This is a genomic window from Actinocatenispora comari (assembly GCF_017312725.1).
Lineage (GTDB): Bacteria > Actinomycetota > Actinomycetes > Mycobacteriales > Micromonosporaceae > Actinocatenispora > Actinocatenispora comari.
Genome location: NZ_BOPO01000084.1, coordinates 1 through 18,756 on the forward strand (window position 1 = coordinate 1; position 18,756 = coordinate 18,756).

General features: G+C 68.5%; 16 protein-coding genes and 1 tRNA gene. 13 read left to right on the forward strand and 4 right to left on the reverse strand.

Translation table 11 applies throughout. The features are described 5' to 3' along the window. On the reverse strand, positions 1 to 962 hold a 962-nt coding region (locus tag NUM_RS21500; protein WP_207126717.1), incomplete at its 3' end, for a serine/threonine-protein kinase. 88 nt (positions 963 to 1,050) lie between these two features. Between NUM_RS21500 and recO the strand changes: the two genes are divergently transcribed. The 5 genes from recO to NUM_RS21525 all read left to right on the forward strand — a co-directional run bounded on the left by recO (position 1,051) and on the right by NUM_RS21525 (position 6,530). Continuing rightward, positions 1,051 to 1,818 (forward strand): DNA repair protein RecO, encoded by a 768-nt coding sequence (gene recO, locus NUM_RS21505; RefSeq protein ID WP_225918707.1) that lies wholly within the window; start codon positions 1,051 to 1,053, stop codon positions 1,816 to 1,818. 132 nt (positions 1,819 to 1,950) lie between these two features. Continuing rightward, entirely contained in the window at positions 1,951 to 2,769 is an 819-nt protein-coding gene (locus tag NUM_RS21510) for an isoprenyl transferase (protein ID WP_207126332.1), read from the forward strand. 174 nt (positions 2,770 to 2,943) lie between these two features. Further along, entirely contained in the window at positions 2,944 to 4,221 is a 1,278-nt protein-coding gene (locus NUM_RS21515) for a hypothetical protein (protein ID WP_207126333.1), read from the forward strand. Positions 4,222 to 4,392: 171 nt separating this feature from the next. Continuing rightward, positions 4,393 to 6,018 (forward strand): GxGYxYP domain-containing protein, encoded by a 1,626-nt coding sequence (locus tag NUM_RS21520; protein ID WP_207126334.1) that lies wholly within the window; start codon positions 4,393 to 4,395, stop codon positions 6,016 to 6,018. A 38-nt stretch (positions 6,019 to 6,056) separates the two neighbouring features. Continuing rightward, entirely contained in the window at positions 6,057 to 6,530 is a 474-nt protein-coding gene (locus tag NUM_RS21525) for a bleomycin resistance protein (protein WP_207126335.1), read from the forward strand. Here the strand turns inward: NUM_RS21525 and NUM_RS21530 are convergent, their stop codons facing one another. Next, positions 6,531 to 7,424 carry an AurF N-oxygenase family protein gene (locus NUM_RS21530; RefSeq protein ID WP_207126336.1) on the reverse strand — a complete coding sequence of 298 codons (894 nt, stop codon included), beginning with the start codon at positions 7,422 to 7,424 and terminating at the stop codon, positions 6,531 to 6,533. It abuts the gene before it with no gap. Positions 7,425 to 7,545: 121 nt separating this feature from the next. Between NUM_RS21530 and NUM_RS21535 the strand changes: the two genes are divergently transcribed. The 4 genes from NUM_RS21535 to NUM_RS21550 all read left to right on the forward strand — a co-directional run bounded on the left by NUM_RS21535 (position 7,546) and on the right by NUM_RS21550 (position 12,886). Continuing rightward, the gene (locus NUM_RS21535; protein ID WP_207126337.1) at positions 7,546 to 8,241 is read left to right on the forward strand and encodes a TetR/AcrR family transcriptional regulator; all 696 of its coding nucleotides are present in this window, start codon (positions 7,546 to 7,548) and stop codon (positions 8,239 to 8,241) included. After that, positions 8,234 to 8,560 (forward strand): DUF4873 domain-containing protein, encoded by a 327-nt coding sequence (locus NUM_RS21540; RefSeq protein WP_207126338.1) that lies wholly within the window; start codon positions 8,234 to 8,236, stop codon positions 8,558 to 8,560. The genes NUM_RS21535 and NUM_RS21540 overlap by 8 nt, the downstream gene beginning before the upstream one ends. Positions 8,561 to 8,798: 238 nt before the next feature. Next, positions 8,799 to 12,725 (forward strand): GH92 family glycosyl hydrolase, encoded by a 3,927-nt coding sequence (locus NUM_RS21545; RefSeq protein ID WP_207126718.1) that lies wholly within the window; start codon positions 8,799 to 8,801, stop codon positions 12,723 to 12,725. 85 nt (positions 12,726 to 12,810) lie between these two features. After that, positions 12,811 to 12,886 (forward strand) — tRNA-Lys (locus NUM_RS21550). A gap of 524 nt (positions 12,887 to 13,410) precedes the next feature. On the opposite strand, the gene NUM_RS21555 is transcribed toward NUM_RS21550, so the two are convergent. Beyond that, positions 13,411 to 13,968: a hypothetical protein gene (locus NUM_RS21555; RefSeq protein ID WP_207126719.1), complete on the reverse strand. Its 558-nt coding sequence runs from the start codon at positions 13,966 to 13,968 to the stop codon at positions 13,411 to 13,413. Here NUM_RS21555 and NUM_RS37955 point away from each other — a divergent pair. The 4 genes from NUM_RS37955 (at position 13,924) to NUM_RS21575 (ending at position 16,120) form a co-directional block, all read left to right on the forward strand. Next, positions 13,924 to 14,268, forward strand: a complete 345-nt coding sequence (locus NUM_RS37955; protein ID WP_370467029.1) for a hypothetical protein — start codon at positions 13,924 to 13,926, stop codon at positions 14,266 to 14,268. The genes NUM_RS21555 and NUM_RS37955 overlap by 45 nt on opposite strands. Before the next feature lie 159 nt (positions 14,269 to 14,427). Then, a complete protein-coding gene (locus NUM_RS21565; protein WP_207126720.1) occupies positions 14,428 to 14,913 on the forward strand; it encodes a hypothetical protein in 486 nt (161 codons plus the stop codon). Further along, positions 14,913 to 15,488 carry a hypothetical protein gene (locus NUM_RS21570; protein ID WP_207126721.1) on the forward strand — a complete coding sequence of 192 codons (576 nt, stop codon included), beginning with the start codon at positions 14,913 to 14,915 and terminating at the stop codon, positions 15,486 to 15,488. Before NUM_RS21565 ends, NUM_RS21570 begins: the two co-directional genes overlap by 1 nt. Continuing rightward, positions 15,488 to 16,120, forward strand: coding sequence for a hypothetical protein (locus NUM_RS21575; protein ID WP_207126722.1), 633 nt, complete (start codon positions 15,488 to 15,490; stop codon positions 16,118 to 16,120). The genes NUM_RS21570 and NUM_RS21575 overlap by 1 nt, the downstream gene beginning before the upstream one ends. Positions 16,121 to 17,064: 944 nt before the next feature. On the opposite strand, the gene NUM_RS21580 is transcribed toward NUM_RS21575, so the two are convergent. Continuing rightward, positions 17,065 to 18,492 (reverse strand): tyrosine-type recombinase/integrase, encoded by a 1,428-nt coding sequence (locus NUM_RS21580; protein ID WP_207126723.1) that lies wholly within the window; start codon positions 18,490 to 18,492, stop codon positions 17,065 to 17,067. Between the last annotated feature and the right edge of the window lie 264 nt (positions 18,493 to 18,756).

Below are 18,756 nucleotides of genomic sequence, written 5' to 3' on the forward strand. Positions count from 1 at the left end.
GCCGGGCCCGCCGTACCTGGGCCGGCAGCCGGACCAGCGGGAGCGTGCGGTGTCTCGCCGTTTCGCGCCGGGGCGGCGTCGCCGGGGGTGGACAGCTCACCGCTGCTGCGCAGCCAGCCGCGCCGCAGCGCCCCGGCGAACTCGCCGGCGCTGGCGTGCCGCTCCGCCGGCGTCTTGGCCATCGCCCGCAGCAGCTCGGCGTACAGCCAGGGCGGTACGTCGGGGCGCGGCATCGGCGGCAGCGGGTCGCGGAGCGCCCGGTCCCGGTACTCGAACGGGTCGGGGGAGTTGTCGCCCGGGTCGGCGAACGGCGGGTACCCGGTGAGCAGGTTCCACATCGTCGACGCGAGGCTGTAGACGTCCGAGGCGGGTCCCTGCGGCTCGCGCCGCAGCGCCTCCGGCGAGGCGTGCTGCGGGGTCAGCTTGTGCAGCGTGATGGTGCCGGACAGGTCGTTCGCGGCGCGGGCGATGCCGAAGTCGGTCAGCGCCGGACCGTACTTGGAGCGCAGCACGTTGTGCGGCTTGACGTCGCGGTGGATGATGCCGACCTCGTGCGCGGCCTGCAGCGCCTCGCCGACCTTCACGCCGACGTCGACCACCTCGCTGACCGGCAGCGGGCCACCGCGGGCCAGGATGTGCCCGTACGAGCCGCCCTCGCAGTACTCCATCACGATGTACGGGCGGCCGATGCTGGTGCTGCCGGTGTCGATGATGCTGACGATGTGCGGCTGCGCGGACAGCGCGACGGTGGTGGCGAGCTCGGTCTCGACCTGCTCGGCGGTGGTCAGGCCGTCGTCGACGCGCAGCAGTTTGATCGCGACCGGCCGGTTGAGCCGGTCCTGGATCGCCCGGTAGACCTGCGCGGTGGAGCCGCGGCTGACCAGCTCCAGCCGCGAGTAGCCGGGGATGACCGGGATGTCGGATTGGCCCGGTGGCACGCGCTGGCCGGTCTGCTCGGTCACCCGGCCATTGTGCACTGCCCGCCGCCTGTGCCAGTACCCGCGCGAACCGGAACTGGCGCTGTCGGTGGCGGGGGGAACAATGGGCGGTGTGAGCCGGGCCTTTCCGAGGAAGTTGTACCGCGACGACGCGGTGGTGCTGCGCTGCCAGAAGCTCGGCGAGGCCGACCGGATCGTGACCCTGTTCACCCGCCGGCACGGCCGGGTGCGCGCGGTCGGCAAGGGGGTGCGGCGCACCACCAGCCGCTTCGGGGCCCGGCTGGAGCCGTTCGGGCACGTGGACGTGCAGCTGGCGGAGGGCAGGTCGCTGCACGTGGTCAGCCAGGTCGAGGGCATCTCGCTGTACGGCAAGCGGATCGGCGCGGACTACCCGCGCTACACCGCGGCGAGCGCGATCGCCGAGGCGGCCGAGCGGTTCACCCCGGAGGAGCAGGAGCCGTCGCTGCGGCTGTACCTGCTGACCCTCGGCGCGCTGCGCGCCCTGGGCGAGCCGGACGAGCGGCCGGCGCCGCTGATCCTCGACTCGTACCTGCTGCGGGCGATGACGTTGACCGGCTGGGCGCCGGCGCTGACCGAGTGCGCGGTGTGCGGCCGGCCGGCCGACTCGTTCGGTGACTCGCGGCCGGCGGTCAGCGTGCCGTCCGGCGGCCTGGTGTGCCCGACCTGCCGGCCGCCGGGTGCCGCGGCGCCGCGGTCGGAGACGCTCCGGTTGCTGGTGGCGCTGGCCGACGGCGACTGGCCGACCGCGATCGCCAGCGAGCCGGCCGCCCGCAGCCAGGGCAGCGGCCTGGTTGCCGCGCTGCTGCAGTGGCACCTGGAACGCGGCCTGCGCTCGCTGCCGCTGGTCGACCGCGGCTGACCGCCGCTGGTCGCCGTGCCGGCCGCCCGGCCGTCGAGGCGGTGCGGTCGACGGCGGGGAGGCTGGCTAGCCTCGGACACGCGCCGTGATCCCTGCGGCGGCGCGACAGGACCTCTCAGCAAGGAGCCACAGATGAGCCCTCGGTTGCGTCGGGACTACCGTCCGCCGACGCCGCATCCGTCCGGTGCCCGGCCGCCGCGGATCCCGGCGGACAAGGTGCCGCGGCACGTGGCGATCATCATGGACGGCAACGGCCGCTGGGCCAAGCAGCGCGGACTGCCCCGTACCAAGGGGCACGAGGCGGGCGAGGCGGCCCTGTTCGACGTGATCGAGGGCGCGCTGGAGCTCGGCGTGAAGTACCTGTCGGCCTACGCCTTCTCCACCGAGAACTGGCGCCGCTCGCCGGACGAGGTGCGCTGGCTGATGGGCTTCAACCGGGACGTGATCCACCGCCGCCGGGACGAGCTGAACGCGATGGGGGTACGCATCCGCTGGGCCGGCCGCCGCCCGAAGCTGTGGCGCAGCGTGATCACCGAGCTGGAGCAGGCCGAGCAGATGTCGCGCGACAACGACAAGCTGACGCTGCAGTTCTGCGTCAACTACGGCGGTCGGGCCGAGGTGGCGGACGCGACGGCGGCGATCGCGCGCGACGTGGCGGCCGGCCGGCTGCGCGCCGACCGGATCACCGAGAAGCTGCTGGCCCGCTACCTCTACCAGCCGGACATCCCGGACGTGGACCTGTTCGTCCGCTCGTCCGGGGAGCAGCGCACGTCGAACTTCCTGCTCTGGCAGTCGGCGTACGCGGAGATGGTGTTCCTGGAGACGCTGTGGCCCGACTTCGACCGGCGGCACCTGTGGCACGCCTGCGAGCAGTACGCCGATCGGGACCGGCGCTACGGCGGGGCGATCCCGAACCCGGAGCCGGCGCCGTACGTTGCCGAGACCTCGTGAAGATCGCACCTTTCGGTGTTTCTTGACAGGGTTGTTCTCGTGAGAGCACATTAGTTCCGTTCGCGTGCCCGTGTCGGCGTTGCGGCGTCGATGCGGGCCCGTGGTGCCCGGCGGCATCGGCCCCGGGCGTTCCGCGGTGTGCGCCGGCCCGCGCCGGCGCGGAACGGAGGCTGCATGCGCACTGTCCGGACCGCCACCATCCTCGCCGCCACCGGAACACTGGTCGCGGCCCTGCTGACCTGGGCCACGCCCGCCGCGGCGGCCTACTCCGACCCGCTGACCAGCACCACCAAGCAGAACCTGGTCTGGCACGCCACCCCGGCCGCGGCGCTGTCCGCGCTGGACGCGGCGCTGCCCAACGTGTCGGCCAACACCGTCGTGCACGACGCCAACCACGCCATGACCGGCTGTACCGCGGCGGAGCAGGCGGCGCTGCCGATCGCGCCGACCGCGACCACGAAGCTGTGCTGGGACGCCGACCGGGCCGGCAGCAGTGCCTGGACGCCGCAGTCGATCACCACCTCCGGTGACGCCGACGACGACGGCATGTGGGGTGCCGACAAGATCCTCATCTCCGGCTGGCACGGCGAGTCGAGCCTGGGCACCGGCTCGGACGGCAAGAGCCGCTACGACGACGCCCGGCTGATGTTCGTCAACGACGACACCCCGTCGGCCGCGGCGTTCCGGCAGGTGTACCTGGCGGTACCCAACAGCACCGGGTCGACGTTCTCCGCCGCGAAGGCGCACGTCGGCGGGATGGCCTGGTACGGCGACAAGATCTACGTCACCGCGGTCGGCAACACCTCCACCGCGATCCGGGTCTTCTCCACCACGCACATCCTGCAGCTGTCCAGCAGTGCCGCGGCGATCGGCAAGGTGTCCGACGGGTACGCCGCCTACGGGTACAAGTACGCGGCGATGCAGGTCGGCTACTACTCCTACGCCGGCGGCACCTGCGACATGGACTCCGACACCGGGGTGCCGTGCTTCTCCTCGATGTCGCTGGACCGCAGCACCTCGCCCGACTCGATCGTCACCACCGAGTACTTCAGCGACCAGACCAAGCACGGCCGGCTCTACCGGTACCCGATGGGCAGCGACTTCCTGCTCGCCGCCGGGTCGGGCGGCACGGTGGCCGCGAGCGAGGCGTACCGCAGCGGGGTCGGCAACATGCAGGGCGTGCTCGGCCACGACGGCCACTGGTACGTCGCGCACTCCTCGGCGGTGACCAACGGCCAGCTGTACGACCAGACCACCAGCGCCAGCGTTCCGTCGCACTGCGGTGACCCGAGTACCCCGGCGTGCTGGGGGATGCATCCGGAGGCGCTGACCTACGACTGGGCGACCGGGCTGGTGTGGTCGGTGACCGAGTGGTCGTCGGCGGTGTGCTCCGACCACGGCCAGGCCTGCGGGCGCACCCTCTTCGCCCTGCCGGTGTCCAGCCTGCCCTGACCGTGCGCCCGGCCCGGCCGTCGATGCGGCCGTCGGCGGTGGCCGGCGGCCGCGCGGCACCGTGTCGGGTTGCACACCGATGCCCGGCATCCGGATCTTGACACGGATTCCGATGCTTTGACAACGTTGTCGGACATCACCTGCGGATCCCGTCGACGAGGGGTTAGGTAGATGTTTGCGGATTCGGCACGTTCCCTTCCCACCCGCCGCCAGCTGCTGATCGGAGCCGGTGCCACCGCCGGTGCGGCGGCACTCGGCGCCAGCACCGGGTCGGGGCCCGCCGCGGCGGCACCCGGCCGTACCGGCATCGACTGGCCCCGCGGGCAGGTGCTGCCGCACTTCGCCGCGCCGGACGTACTGGACCTGATCGACCTCACCGACGCCAGCGACGCCGACCAGCTGCTCGTCGCGAGCCTGCAGGGGCTGGTCAACCGGGCCCGGCCGCGGATCGCCATCCTGCGCCCGGCCGACGAGGGCGGCGTGACCTGGCTGCACACCGCCGGGCTGCGCTACCGCACCGTCGCCTCGCCCGCCGAGCTGCTGCGCCGCCACCGATCGGTCGTGCGCGGCGTGGTGGTCACCGACCCCGACCTGCCGGCCACCCGCAACCTCGCCACCACGCTCGCCGGGTTGCACGACGCGATCATCGCCGCGCCCGACCAGCTGGCCGGCCTCGGCGACCTGCCGGTGGTGGCCGACCTGCGTGGTCGGTTCGCCGACGAGATCGCCGCCTACACCTGGGCGGTGGACACCCTGTGGCCGCACACCGAGCACCGGATCCTGGTCGGTCTCGACCCGGAGAACACCCTGTGCGACCTGCGCGACTACGCGGTCGCGACCCGGGCGCTGACGCTGTGGATCCACCCCGACGTACCGGAGTCGCGGGCGATCGGCGAGCGGGTGATGAGCGACATGGCGCCGGGTACGGCGTTTCTCGGCTGGTGGCCGGCCGGCGTCGGCGGGGAGAGCGACGGTACCGAGCTGACCTCCCGGCACGGCGTGATCGTGCTGGCCGCCGACCACTCGCAGAACCTCACCGTGTACGGCGGGGCGCCGGCGCCGGTCGCCGGCGGGCAGCGTTCGCTGCCGGCACCGCCGCTGGCCAACCGCGTGTACGTCACGTTCTCGATGACCGAGGGCGACAACCTGCAGTACAACCAGCACAAGATGCGGCAGCTGTGGGACGACCCGGGCCGTGGCGCGGTACCGCTGAACTGGTCGACGAACCCGCTGCTGATCGACGCCGCACCGGTGTTCCTGAGCTACTACCAGCGCACCGCGACCCGCAACGACTACCTGATGGCCGGGCCGTCCGGCGCCGGCTACGCGTACCCGTCGCCGTGGCCGGACGACACGCTCGGCGCGTTCACCGGCATGACCGCGCGGTACATGCGGCGCACCGGGATGGACGCGGCGGTGATCCTGAACCGCATCGACGGCGCGGACGTACCGCTGTCCGACGCGGAGGCCGCGCGCTACCTCCGTGACGTGCGACCACTCGGGCTGTTCAAGGACTGGACGGATCACACCGAACTGTCGGTGCTGCACCGCGACACGCCGCAGGCGGTGAGCTACCTGACCAGCAGCGTCGCCGAGGCGCAGGCGGCGATCGCGGCCTCGGCCGCCGGCTGGTCCGGCGATGCGCCGCTGTTCCTGTCGATCGGGATCCTGTCCTGGAACCTGAACCCCAGCGACGTCGCCACGATCGCCGCGTCGCTGTCCGACCCGTACACGGTGGTGCGCGGCGACCAGTTCTTCCACCTCGCCCGCCGCGCCCTGCACCTGCCCGGCCGCTGACTCCGCTCCGGCGCCGGTACCTCTGTCACCATGGCCAGGTGATCGTGGGAGACGAACCGGCGCTGGTACCAGAGTTGTCGGTCACCGACCTCGCCGCCAGCCTGCGGTTCTGGCGCGACCTGTGCGGCTTCACCGTCGAGTACGAGCGGCCGGAGGAGGGGTTCGCCTACCTGTCGCTCGCGACCGCGCACGTCATGCTCGACCAGATCGGTACCGGGCGCGACTGGATCACCGGTCCGCTCGTACCGCCACTCGGGCGCGGCATCAACCTGCAGCTCGCCGTCGCCGACCTGGCCCCGATCCTGGCCAGGCTCGCGGCGGCGGGCTATCCGCTGTTCCGGCCGCCGGAGACCCGCTGGTACCGGATCGGTGCGGAGGCGGCCGGGGTCGAACAGTTCCTGGTCACCGACCCGGACGGCTACCTGCTCCGCTTTCAGCGCCCGTCCGGGCGTCGGGCCGCCGGTCCGTCGGGCAGCGGGTGGCCACTTCCCGATCCGCCTCGACTTCCGTGATCAGGCGAGGAAGCCGGAGCGGCGCCAGAGGCCGCGGCCGGGGCGGCCGATCATGCCGACCTCGGTGAGGAAGTCGGTGACCGGCTTGCCCATCCAGAGCAACGTCTCCCGGTGGTACGGGTTCGCCCGGGCCACCGCGCGAGCCTGCCGCGGGTCGAGGCCGACCGCCGCGTACACGCCGGGATGGATCAGGTTCGCCGACACCACGTAGGCGGCCGCCGCGGTCAGCTGCCGGTGCCGCAACAGGGTCGGGCGCGAGGTGGTCGCGACCTGGCGGGCCAGCTCGGTACGGGCGAACTTGACGTGCCGCGCCTCCTCGACCACGTGGATGCGCGATGTCATGCGTACCAGGGGTTGCAGGGTCTCGTCGGCCATCAGCTCGCGCTGCAGCCGGTCGAGGGTCTCCTCGGTGAGCAGGGTGGCGGCGAACATCGCCGGCCCGCGCGGGGCGAGCGCGCCGAACAGCGCACCGAGCCGCAGCAGCCCGGTACCGGGGGCGTGTTCGCTCGCGCCGAGCCGCTCGACCTCGCGGGCGAACATGATGCTGTGCCGGGTCTCGTCGCCGATCTCGGTCAGCGCGTACTGCACGTAGTCGCTGCCGGGGTCGCGGCGGTAGATGTCGCGCAGCAGCATGCGCATCAGCAGCGTCTCGAACCAGATGCCGAACCGGGTGATCGAGCACCACTCGTGGGTGCCGAGCGCGATGCGCTGCTCGGGCGTGAGCCGTTGCCACAGCGGCGTTCCGTACAGCGAGACGCGGCGCTCGGGCAGGCTCGGCACGCCGTCGGGTACCGGTGCCGACCAGTCGATGTCGAGGTCGGGATCGTAGCTGTGCCGGGCCGATGCGGTGAGCAACCGGTCGCGGGTCCGGGTCTGATCGGTGCCCGTCACCATCCCGGGTCACCTCCTTCGCCACCGAGGTGTCTGTGACACGATGTCACGCACAACCACTATGCGACGCCGCGACCGCCACGTCAAGGATTGTGTGACAGTTCGTCACAGGTAAGCTGTCGGGGTGACTGGTAGCCAGCAGACCGACGGCCGCGCCCGGCGCTGGGCCGCGCACCGGCAGCAACGCCGCGCCGAGTTGATCGATGCGGCCGTCGCGGCCATCGAGGCGGCCGGCATCGACGTGGGGTTCGACGCGATCGCCGAGCAGGCCGGCGTCTCGCGCACCGTGCTCTACCGCTACTTCGACTCCCGCGACGAGCTGCAGGTGGCGGTCGCCCAGCGCGCGGTGGAGCTGTTGCTGGCCAAGCTGACCCGGCCACTGCACTCCGGCGCCGCGCCGCGGGCGCTGATCACCTCGCTGGTGCGCGCGCACGTGCGCTGGCTCGACGAGCACCCCGAGCTGTACCGGCTGATCGCCACCCGCTCCGCCGCGGTGCCGGCGGGCCGGGAGGCGTTCACCGCCGGCGAGAAGCTGTTCGCCGCGCAGCTCGCCGACCTGCTCGGGCACTACATGACGCTGCTCGGCGTCGACGACGACGCGGTGGAACCGATCGCGTACGGGCTGATCGGCATGGTCGAGGCGGCCGGTGACTGGTGGGTGCGCCGGCACGAGCTCGGCGACCGCGGACTGATCGGCCAGCGTCGGCTGGTCGAGTCGCTCGGCGACTCGATCTGGTACGTCATCGACGGCCACCTGCGCGCCCGCGGCGTCGAACTCGACCCCGAGCTGCCCCTGCTTTCCGGAGGCGAGGATGACTGACGAGACAAGGGCAGACGAGTTCGACGGCGACGGGTACCGGGGCGAGGTGGAGCTCGGCGACGGCGCGCGCAGCGTGCGGGTCGGCGCCCAGCTGCGCGGTGCGCTGGAGCCGATCAGCGGCGCCTACCGGTGGTACGGGCGGCTCGCCGCGGACGCGGCGGTCACCGAGCTGGCCGCCGCGCGGGCCCGCAACCTGACGCTGACCACGCCGTACGGCTCGGTCACCACCACGCTCACCGACGTCGACCCGTGGGGCCGGTACCGGGTGGGTGGTGCCGGAACGCCCCCGTTCCCGGCCTCGACCACGCCGTCCGCCTGACGTCGTCCGGCCGGCTCGGGCGGGCTTTCCGATCCGGTACGCGTGGTTCGTGCCGGTTGTGGTGGCACCCGGATCCGGGCGGTGGAAAACCCCGTCACCTGGGCATCTTGACAACGCTGTCATATTCCGATTGTGTGCTTACGGGTTGATGCCGGCCTGTCCTCGTGCGTCAACCGTTGGGGTGGCGAGGGCCGGTTCGTGCCGGTCCTCGAACCGTACGGGTCGATGGAGGCGCGGCGTGAAACGCAGAGCGTTGTTGGTGGGTAGCGGGGCATCCCTGGTGGCGTTGGCGGAAGGGGTGCCGTCGGTCGCGTCCGCGTCGCCGGTGTCCGACCGGTACGCGCCGGCCCGCGGGTTGGTCTTCGCCTCCTCGTTCGAGGCCGACGACCGGCCGCTGGACTGGACCAGCACGGTGGAGACCGACAGGCACGGCACCGCGCGGATGTCCGGGGTGACCGGTGCCGCCCCGACCGGCATTCCCGGCAGCATCGTCGACAAGATCACCAAGTGCGTGGCGAGCGGGGAGAACCCGCCCAACGAGATCGCCGCGAACCTGCTCGACGCCGACCCGAGTACCAAGTGGCTCGCGTTCACCGCGACCGCGTGGGCCGAGGTGCAGCTGTCCGAACCGATCGCGGTCGTTGCCTACGCGTTGACCTCGGCCAACGACCACGCCGAGCGCGACCCGAAGAACTGGACCCTGCAGGGCTCCACCGACGGTACCCAGTGGACGGACCTGGACACCCGCACCGGCGAGACCTTCGACCACCGCTACCAGCTGCGCCAGTTCAGCGTCGACAACACCACCAAGTACACCTACTACCGGCTGAACGTCACCGCCAACGGCAGCGGCGACATCGTGCAGCTGGCCGACCTGCAACTGTCCAATGGGGACGATGCGCCGCCACCGCAGAAGGACATGCTGACCGCGGTGGGCACGGGGCCGGCGAGCGGACCGAACATCCGGCCGAAGGTCGGCTTCACCGGCCTCGCCTCGCTGGAGTTCGCCGGCCAGCACACCGCCGAAGGCCACGCCTACGCCTACAACAAGATCTACGACGTGGAGCTGACCGTCGGCCGGCACACGCGGCTGGCGTACAAGGTGTTCCCGGTGATGGGCGTCGGTGACCTGTCCTACGCCAGTACCTACGTGGCGCTGGACCTGGCGTTCTCCGACGGCACCTACCTGTCCCAGCTGTCCGCGCTCGACCAGCACGGCATCGCCGCCTCGCCCAGCGGCCAGGGCGCCGGCAACATCCTGTACCCGAACCAGTGGAACTCGGTGGTGATCGACGTCGGCGCGGTCGCCGCCGGCAAGAAGGTCGAGCGGATCCTGTTCGGCTACGACAAGCCGGCCGGGCCGGCGCAGTTCCGCGGCTGGCTGGACGACGTCCGGCTCGGTGATCCCGTGTCGGACAACCGATCCCGGCCCACCGACTACGTGCTGACCACCCGCGGCACCAACGCCTCCGGCGACTTCTCCCGCGGCAACAACATCCCGGCCACCGCGGTACCCAACGGGTTCAACTTCTGGGTGCCCGTCACCGACGCCGGCTCGACCAGCTGGCTGTACGCGTACCAGAAGGCCAACAACGCGGCGAACCTGCCGGAACTGCAGGCCTTCTCGGTCAGCCACGAGCCGAGTCCCTGGATGGGGGACCGGCAGACCTTCCAGGTCATGCCGTCCGCGGCCAGCGGCACCCCGGACGCCGACCGCGACAAGCGGGCGCTGGCGTTCTCGCACGACGACGAAACCGCACAGGCGCACCGGTACGCGGTCACCTTCAGCAACGGCATCGCGGTGGAACTGGCCCCGACCGACCACGCGGCGATCTTCCGGTTCCGGTTCCCCGGCAGCGATGCCAGCCTGATCTTCGACAACGTCAACAACGACGGCGGTCTCACTCTCGACGCCGACGGCCGCAGCCTGCACGGCTACTCCGACGTACGGGTCGGCACCGACGGCGCCACCCGGCTGTTCGTCTACGCCGAGTTCGACCGCCCGGTCACCGACTCCGGCATGCTGCCCGGCGGGGGTGGCAAGGACGTCACCGGCTTCTTCCGGTTCGACGCCGGCGCGACGCATCGCGTCACCATGCGCATCGCCACCTCGCTGCTGAGCGTGGCGCAGGCCAAGCACAACCTGGCGCTGGAGATCTCCGCCCACGACAGCCTGGAATCGGTACGCGAACGGGCCCGGCAGGCCTGGGAGAAGCGGCTCGGCGTGATCGAGGTCGAGGGCGCCACGCCCGACCAGCTCACCACGCTCTACTCCAACCTGTACCGGCTCAACCTGTACCCGAACTCCGGGTTCGAGAACGTCGGCACCAACCGGCAGCCCACGTACCGCTACGCCAGCCCGGTGTCCAAGCCGGTCAAGGAGGCCACCGCCACCGAGACCGGCGCGAAGATCATCGACGGCACGATCTACGTCAACCACGGGTTCTGGGACGTCTACCGCACCGCGTGGCCCGCGTACGCGCTGCTCTACCCGAGCGTGGCGGGCGAACTGGTGCAGGGCTTCGTGCAGCAGTACCTCGACGGCGGCTGGATCTCCCGCTGGTCCTCGCCCGGCTACGCCGACCTGATGACCGGCACCAGCTCCGACGTCGCGTTCGCCGACGCGTTCCTCAAGGGCGTGCAGGGATTCGACCCCAAGGACGCGTACGACGCGGCCGTGCGCAACGCGTCGGTCGCGCCCACCAGCAGCGCCATCGGCCGCAAGGGCCTGGCCACGTCGATCTTCCTCGGCTACACCCCGGACAGCACCGGGGAGAGCGTGTCCTGGGCGCTGGAGGGCTTCCTCAACGACTTCGGCATCGGCAACATGGCCGCCGCGCTGGCCAAGCGCGCCAAGGCCGGCAGCGCCGAGGCCCGCCGCTACGCCGAGGAGGCCGACTACTACCTGCGCCGCTGCCGCAACTACGTCTACCTGTTCGACCCCGCGATCGGCTTCTTCCAGGGCTTCGACGCCAAGCATCAGCCGCGGCTGGAACCCAACGAGTACGACCCGCGGGTGTGGGGCAACGACTACACCGAGACCGACGGTTGGAACTTCGCCTTCCACGTCGCGCATGACGGCAACGGCCTGGCCAACCTGTACGGCGGGCGCGACAAGCTCGCCGCCAAGCTCGACGAGTTCTTCCGCACGCCGGAAACCGCGCAGTATCCCGGCTCGTACGGCGGGACCATCCACGAGATGCTGGAGGCCCGCGACGTCCGGATGGGCCAGTACGGCCACAGCAACCAGCCGTCGCACCACATCACCTACATGTACACCTACGCCGGGCAGCCGTGGAAGACCCAGCAGAAGGTGCGTGAGGTGCTGCAGCGGCTCTACATCGGCTCCGAGATCGGCCAGGGCTACTGCGGTGACGAGGACAACGGCGAGATGTCCGCCTGGTGGATCTTCTCCGCCCTCGGCATCTACCCGCTGCAGATGGGAAGCCCCCGCTACGCCATCGGCTCGCCGCTGTTCCGCAAGGTGACCGTGCACCTGGAGAGCGGGCACGACCTGGTCGTGAACGCTCCCGGCAACTCGGTGTCCACAGTGTACGTTCGCGGCCTTCGGGTCAACGGAAAGCGGTACGAGAAGTCCTTTGTGGACCATGCGACCCTCGCCCGGGGTGCCCGGCTGGACTTCACGATGTCCGCCACGCCGTCGCGGTGGGGCAGCGGCCCCGATGCCGCGCCGCCGTCCCTGACCACCGGCACCGAGATCGCCACCCCGCTCACCGACGTCACCGGCGACGCCGACGCCAGCGCCAGCGACGGCACCGACGTCGGCACGCTCGCCAACGACACCTCGGCCGACCAGGCCACGTTCGGCGGTGCCACCGTCAGGATCGACTACCGGCTCGACACGGCGGCGAAGGTCACCCACTACACGCTGACCTCCGGCACCGCCGAGCACGGCGACCCGGTCGCCTGGACGCTGTCCGGCTCGACCGACGGCAGCGACTGGACGGTCCTGGACACCCGCAGCGACGAGACGTTCACCTGGCGCCGACAGACCCGGCCGTTCACCGTCGCCAAGCCCGGCTCGTACCCCCGGTACCGGCTCGACGTGACCGCCACCACCGGCGGAGCGCCGCTGGTACTGGCGCAGGTTGAGTTGCTCGACACGCCGGCCGACCCGCCGGTCAAACCGGACAAGTCGAGCTGAACGCGGACCACCGATACCCGGGTCGGCCCGGACCCGGGTATCGGTTTCGTGCCGCCCGCCGGGGCATGCTAAGTTCTTACCCGTTGCGCCGTTAGCTCAATTGGCAGAGCAGCTGACTCTTAATCAGCGGGTTCGGGGTTCGAGTCCCTGACGGCGCACCACCAACCCAGGCCAGACGTACCGTTTGACCTGGGTTTTTGCTTACCCAGAGATCATCTTCGCACGCCCTGGATGTTCGAAGATCGTCGATGGAGCGCCCGAGGGGTGCCCGAGAGTCGGTGATGCCCCGCAACATCGCGCGGCGTCGCGCGGCATGCGACGACACGTCCCGCTGACTCCCTGATGGTCATCGACGGCGTCGACGATCGAGCGCATGGTTTGTATGCGGGTCGGCTGCGTGGCGGGTGCCCATGGAACTGGGGTTGGCGGTAGGGCGGCCGAGATCTCTGTGCGGTGAGCGGGTGTGGGGGTCGATGCTGTGGCCGGTGACCACATGCTTGGCTGATCGGCTCGGCCAGCCACTGCCAGTAGGGCGGCCCGGGAGAACTCGAGCACCCGACGCGTCGCCGCAGCCGGCACCCTTCAGGGCGGTGGATCCGGCCACCTCGCGGACGAGCGGGTCCTTCCTCGTCGCCGGCCCCGTACTACAACCTCACGAATCACAGCACCTGGCAGGCGTTGGCGGTCATAGAGAGAGTCCGATCTCAAGGCCGGGAGCCGCCACCCTCGCTGTCTCATGTTCACGCACACGTTCGACCTGCGGGTCCAGATGCCGAGCGGCGTGCAGCACCTTGACGTGTACCACGGTTCCGACGCGGGCTCCTGCGACCATCTCCAGTTCCGTACGCAGCGCAGGATCCAAGTTCGGTTCATGTGCGAGAAGCAGCTTGGCGGCGTTGATCTCAACAGCGGCGATCCTCAGCGTCCCTTCCCCATCGCCGCCTTTGACGGCACTGGTCAGAACGGAGATGAACGTCGGAATTGCTACCGCTGTCACGGCTTCACTGGTCGCCTTGACAAGGCGACGGCCGCGATAGTCCGAAACGGATGCTGGATCTGGCAAGGCATCATCGATGCCGATGGTTATGGACGAGTCACGATCCACGAACCGCGGACAAGCCAGCAAGCACACCGCTTCCACTGGGAACGTTGACGCGGTCCGATCCGCGAGGGACGCGAACTTGACCACCGATGTCGGGTGCGAAGTTGCATCAACCCTGCCCACCTTCGGCAGGTGACCCACGACCGAAACATGCAGTTGGCGCGGCCTTACCGAGTCCTACGCCCAACCTGTAAGCGTGGACATGCCATCGGTCCGCACAACACGTATCCCGGTGACCGCACCCGCCGGTCATGCATGACCTGCCATCGCGCGATGGTGGACGTTCGGAAGGCCAACGTGCCGCTGGGTGTGGCCCTACGCAAGTACGAAGCACAGTTCGGGACCACACCCGCGAGGAAGTGCACCGTCAAGGCCACCAGGACGGCTGTAGCGCGCCGAGAAGCATTGCGAGGCAGGAGAAGATACATCTCCACGCCGTAGCGGGCGGTACAAGTCGTTGTACACCACCAGGGATGACGGAGTGATGTTCGAAGGTGGCCCGTGTCGGCCGTACAAGTCGCTGTCCTGACAGTGGATGCCCAGACGTAGCAGGAACGCGGGACACTGACCCAACTGTCCGTTCGTAGGCCGGGGGTGTCGGTGTCCATCGCAAGTACCTTGATTCACAACACCTTGTTCACATCGCTACTCACTGGGGTCATCGGCTTTGGTGTGAAGGCGTGGTGGGATTCGCGGAGTAAGAAGAAGCAACGTGCACAGCAACTTCACGAGGAAGACCAACGTCACTTCAGAGACAAGAGACTTGACCTAGCGATGGACTTCATAGTCAAGGCTAGGCGTATCGGAGATCCGTTGGGCTATGAACACATCACTGATCTTCTCGACTACATGAAGGCGGCGCCAAAGCCCGATGAGGTACGACAGGCCAAGATTGAGCGTGCCAATGCTGCACTTGAATCGCTTACGGTACTAAAAATGCTGTGCCCATCGCTCGGCGACCCCGGCCACGAACTGGTGATGGCTTTCGTGAAAGATCAAAAAGACTCACACACCCATCTCGACATCTTCGCGGAGCATGTGCGAAAGGAACTGGGAGAAGAGTCACGTCGAACGGTCATGTCCTGATGTCGCATATCTGGAAGTTCCTTGGAAGCAACACATGGTTCACGTCGCTACTTGCCGCCGTGATTGGTTTTGCCGTGAAGGCAGCATGGGATTCGCGAAGCAAGAAGAAGCAACGTGCCGAACAACGTCGCGAAGAAGATGAGCGCCACTTCCGAGACAAGAGACTTGAGTACGCCGCTGAGTTCATGTCGGCAGTGGACCACATCGATGACCCAGTTGACTACAAGTACTCAACTTCCATCTCAATCTCTCAAATCGCCAACGACGCTGAACGGAAGAGAAATGAAGAACTAACTCAGTACTACCAAGCGCGCCTTGATCGGGTACGCAACGCGTTTCGCGCACTAGCCGTTCTTCGGATTGTCAGTCCATCCCTTGCAAAGCCTGGGCATGACTGGGCAATGGCCGTGTTTCGCGAGAACAGAAAAACCGGGGAGTTCGAAACAAGGTTTGTGCATGCTGTACAAGAAGAACTTGGCGATGCCGTGAGGTGGCCTGCGCCCGAAGAGATGGCTATCAACATCACCTGGGAAGAAGACGGCGACTCACAGAAGACAGCGGATGCGGAGTACTGATGTCCCACATCCTGAAGTTCTTCAGCCAGAACAGTTGGTTGCCTGCCCTGTTGGGTGCAGTGGTCGGCTACATCATCAAGGTAGTCGTCGACAACATCCAGCAACGGACCTCGCGTAGGCGAGAAGACCGCATGCACTTCCGCGACCGACGTATGGACTACGTACTTGACGTCACCGAGATTGCCTACCAACTGGAAGCAATGCGAAGCGAGTACATCACCGATTGGGAGGAACACTCAGGCATCCCTGAACAACAGATGATGTACGAGTTTCCGGGATACATCCAAGAGCTTCGCGCGAAAGCTGACCGCCCGCTGACCGCGCTACGGGTACTTAGCCCAGAGCTACATCGAGCAGCAAAGGCATGGTTGGATGTCGCTACCAGAGTCGAACCTGCTCCCAATCCGCGAGAGGATTACCCCGAACTACTAACGCTCGCAACCCGCACCGAGCTTGGCGATGCGGTGACACCAGCGGAGAAGATCAAGAGCCAGCGGCTTCGCACCACGATTTATGCAGTTCGGTATGTCAACTCCCTTCGGTACGCCAACACCTTCTTGAAGACCGCCGACGCGATAGCGAGTGACCGACCCGGAGATAAAGAAGATGCCAAGTCACAGGACAGCGGGTGACACAACCGCCAAGGGGTACGGGAGCACCCACCAGAAGCTTCGTCGTAAGTGGGTGCCCATCGTCGCAACGGGACAAGTGGACTGTGCGAAGTTCTGGCACACGATTTCGCGGGGTCCAAAGTGGGACCTAGGTCATGTACCCGGTAGCAACCGCACGCTGTATCGGCGACCTGAATACCGCACATGCAAATGGAGTACGACCAACACGGAACGCGGGGTCCGAGACCCAGACCCACGACCACGTACGAAGTGGTGACACATGAATCGGGGATGCTCGGCAACACCGTGCGGTATCGCGTGGGACGCGACGACACAGTCAGCTGACTCCCTGAAGCTCGACGATGTGGTGGCTGCGGTGTGGGTTGGGGCGCCGCGACCCGTAGTCGTGTGTGGCTGGTGCCGGCAGGTGATCCGTACCAGCTCGATGTACGCTGCCGCGCGTGTGAGATGGAGCAGGCGTGGTTGGCGTTCGGCGGGCCACCTGACTGGATCCGACGCGGCCAGTTCGCTGTCGCCGGCGATGGCACGGAGTCTGAGATGGCGCGGCTACGCGTCGGCCACCGGAGCGCACAGCCCCCTCCCGTCGGCACCTCTGACAAGCGTCAGGAACTCGTCGAAGCCGTCTATGACGATGTGGACAGTCCGGAGTAGCCCGCCTCGGCCTTGCATTGATGGGTCTCGCCATGTTCGGCATCTCCGGGCGTTCCGGTGTCGCGGAAAGCAAGTTGTCTGAAGGCGGGACTGGTCGTTGTTGGGGCTTCTCGGGCGAGCCGGTGGCGTAGCGACGCAGGTGTGGGCTGAGCTCGGGGTATCAAAGCCAAGGTCGGCTGCCGGACTTCGACGGTCGTGGACGCCAACACCCCGGCGACGGGATGTCACCGGGGTGTGAAGGCCGGTAGCGACCCGGTTTGCGGCGCGTGCCTCAAGCACCCGCGGTGCTGCGTTTAGCGGTTGCGGGGGATGGCGTGGGTGATGGTGTTGGCTGCGTGGCGTGCGGTCTGGGGTAGGACGCTGGTGTAGGTGTCGGAGGTGGTTTTCATGCTGGTGTGCCGCAGCATGGTTTGGACGGTTTTCATGTCGACGCCGGCGGCCAGCGCGAGGGTGGCGGCTCCGTGACGCAGGTCGTGGAGGCGGACGGGTGGCAGGTCTGCTTGGTGTTGTAGGTGCCGGAAGTGGGCGGTGACCCGTGCGGGGTGCAGCGCTTGGCCGTCGGGTTGGGTGAACACGAGTCCGGTGTCGTGCCAGGCGTCACCGGCGAGAGCGGTTTCTGCTTGTTGGAGCATCCGATGTGCGGTGAGGCTGGTGATGGCCTGGTCGGGGATGGCGATGGTGGCGGCGGATCCGTCGGTTTTGGGTGGGGCGAGTTGGGTGTGCCAGCCGAGTTGCAGGATTTGGTGCCGGACGGTGAGGGTGCCGGTGGTCAGGTTGAGGTCGTGCCAGTGCAGTCCGCAGGCTTCGCCGCGGCGTAGGCCGGTGACGGCGATCAGGTGGTAGAGGGCGTAGAGCCGGTCATGGGTGGCGTGGTCAAGGAACCGTCCGGTCTGTTGCGGGGTCCAGACCATGACCGGGGAGGGTGTTTTGCTGGTGCGGCGCCAGTAGTCGAGGTGTTCGTCGCTCCACACGACGGGTTTGGCGTTGTCGGGTGGGGGGAGTTTGAGCAGGGTGGCGGGGTTGAGGGGGATCAGTTGTTGGCGCATGGCGTCGTTGAGCGCGGCGCGCAGGGTGGCGCGGATGCGGTGCAGTGAGGTGGGTCCGACGGGTCGTCGGTAGCGGGCGAGGGCTTGCAGGGCGGGGTTGCTGCTGGCGCGGTATTCGGTGATGCGGTCGTTGAACTCGTCGATGGCTTCGATCATGTCGGCCAGATGGCTGACGCGCAGGCGGTCGATGCGGTGGTGGCCGATGGTGGGTGTCAGGTAGAGGCGGATGTGGGATTCGTAGCTGCGCAGGGTGTTGGCCGCCAAGTGGCGTTGGGTGGGCAGCCAGGTGTGCAGCCAGTCGGCGATGGTGGGCATGTCGGCGGCGCCGATACCGGAGTGGATCCGGCGGCGCACCTCTTCGAGGTTGGGAAGGGCGGTCTTGTCGGTGAGGGCTTTCTCGATCAGATCCGACACGATCGTTGCCGTGTGGGCGTCGCCGCGTTCGGGCAAGGCGAGCAGGGTCCGAACATGGTCGAGTTCGGTTTGGGCGGCGTCTCGGGTGGCGAAGCCGGATCGTCGCCGCGGGCGGCGTGCTCCGTTGGTGTCGGGGGCGAGTTCGATGCGGTAGCCCCAGACGCCGTGGTCGCGGCGTCGGCGTTGCGGGCAGGTCGAGCCGAGTTGACGTCCGGTGGTGTCGCGGCAGGAGCAGCGACGAGACAGTGATCCTTGCGCCATGAGCAGGTCCTTCCGGCCGAGAAAGTCAGCGGGTGGACGGCCATGCTCGCGCCGAGGCGACCACTCGGGCCAGTCTCGGGCCCGAGTCGTGAGACGCCCTCGCTGCTCATGTGCCTGCAGGGAGGTCACCGCGAACCGTCATCGATGCCTGACGCGCGGGCAATCTACGGTCACCAATGGTTGTGGTCGCTAGGAACGTGGACGGGTGTCGGGATGCTGAGCATCTCTACGGATCAGAAGGTTGGGGGTTCGAATCCCTCCGGG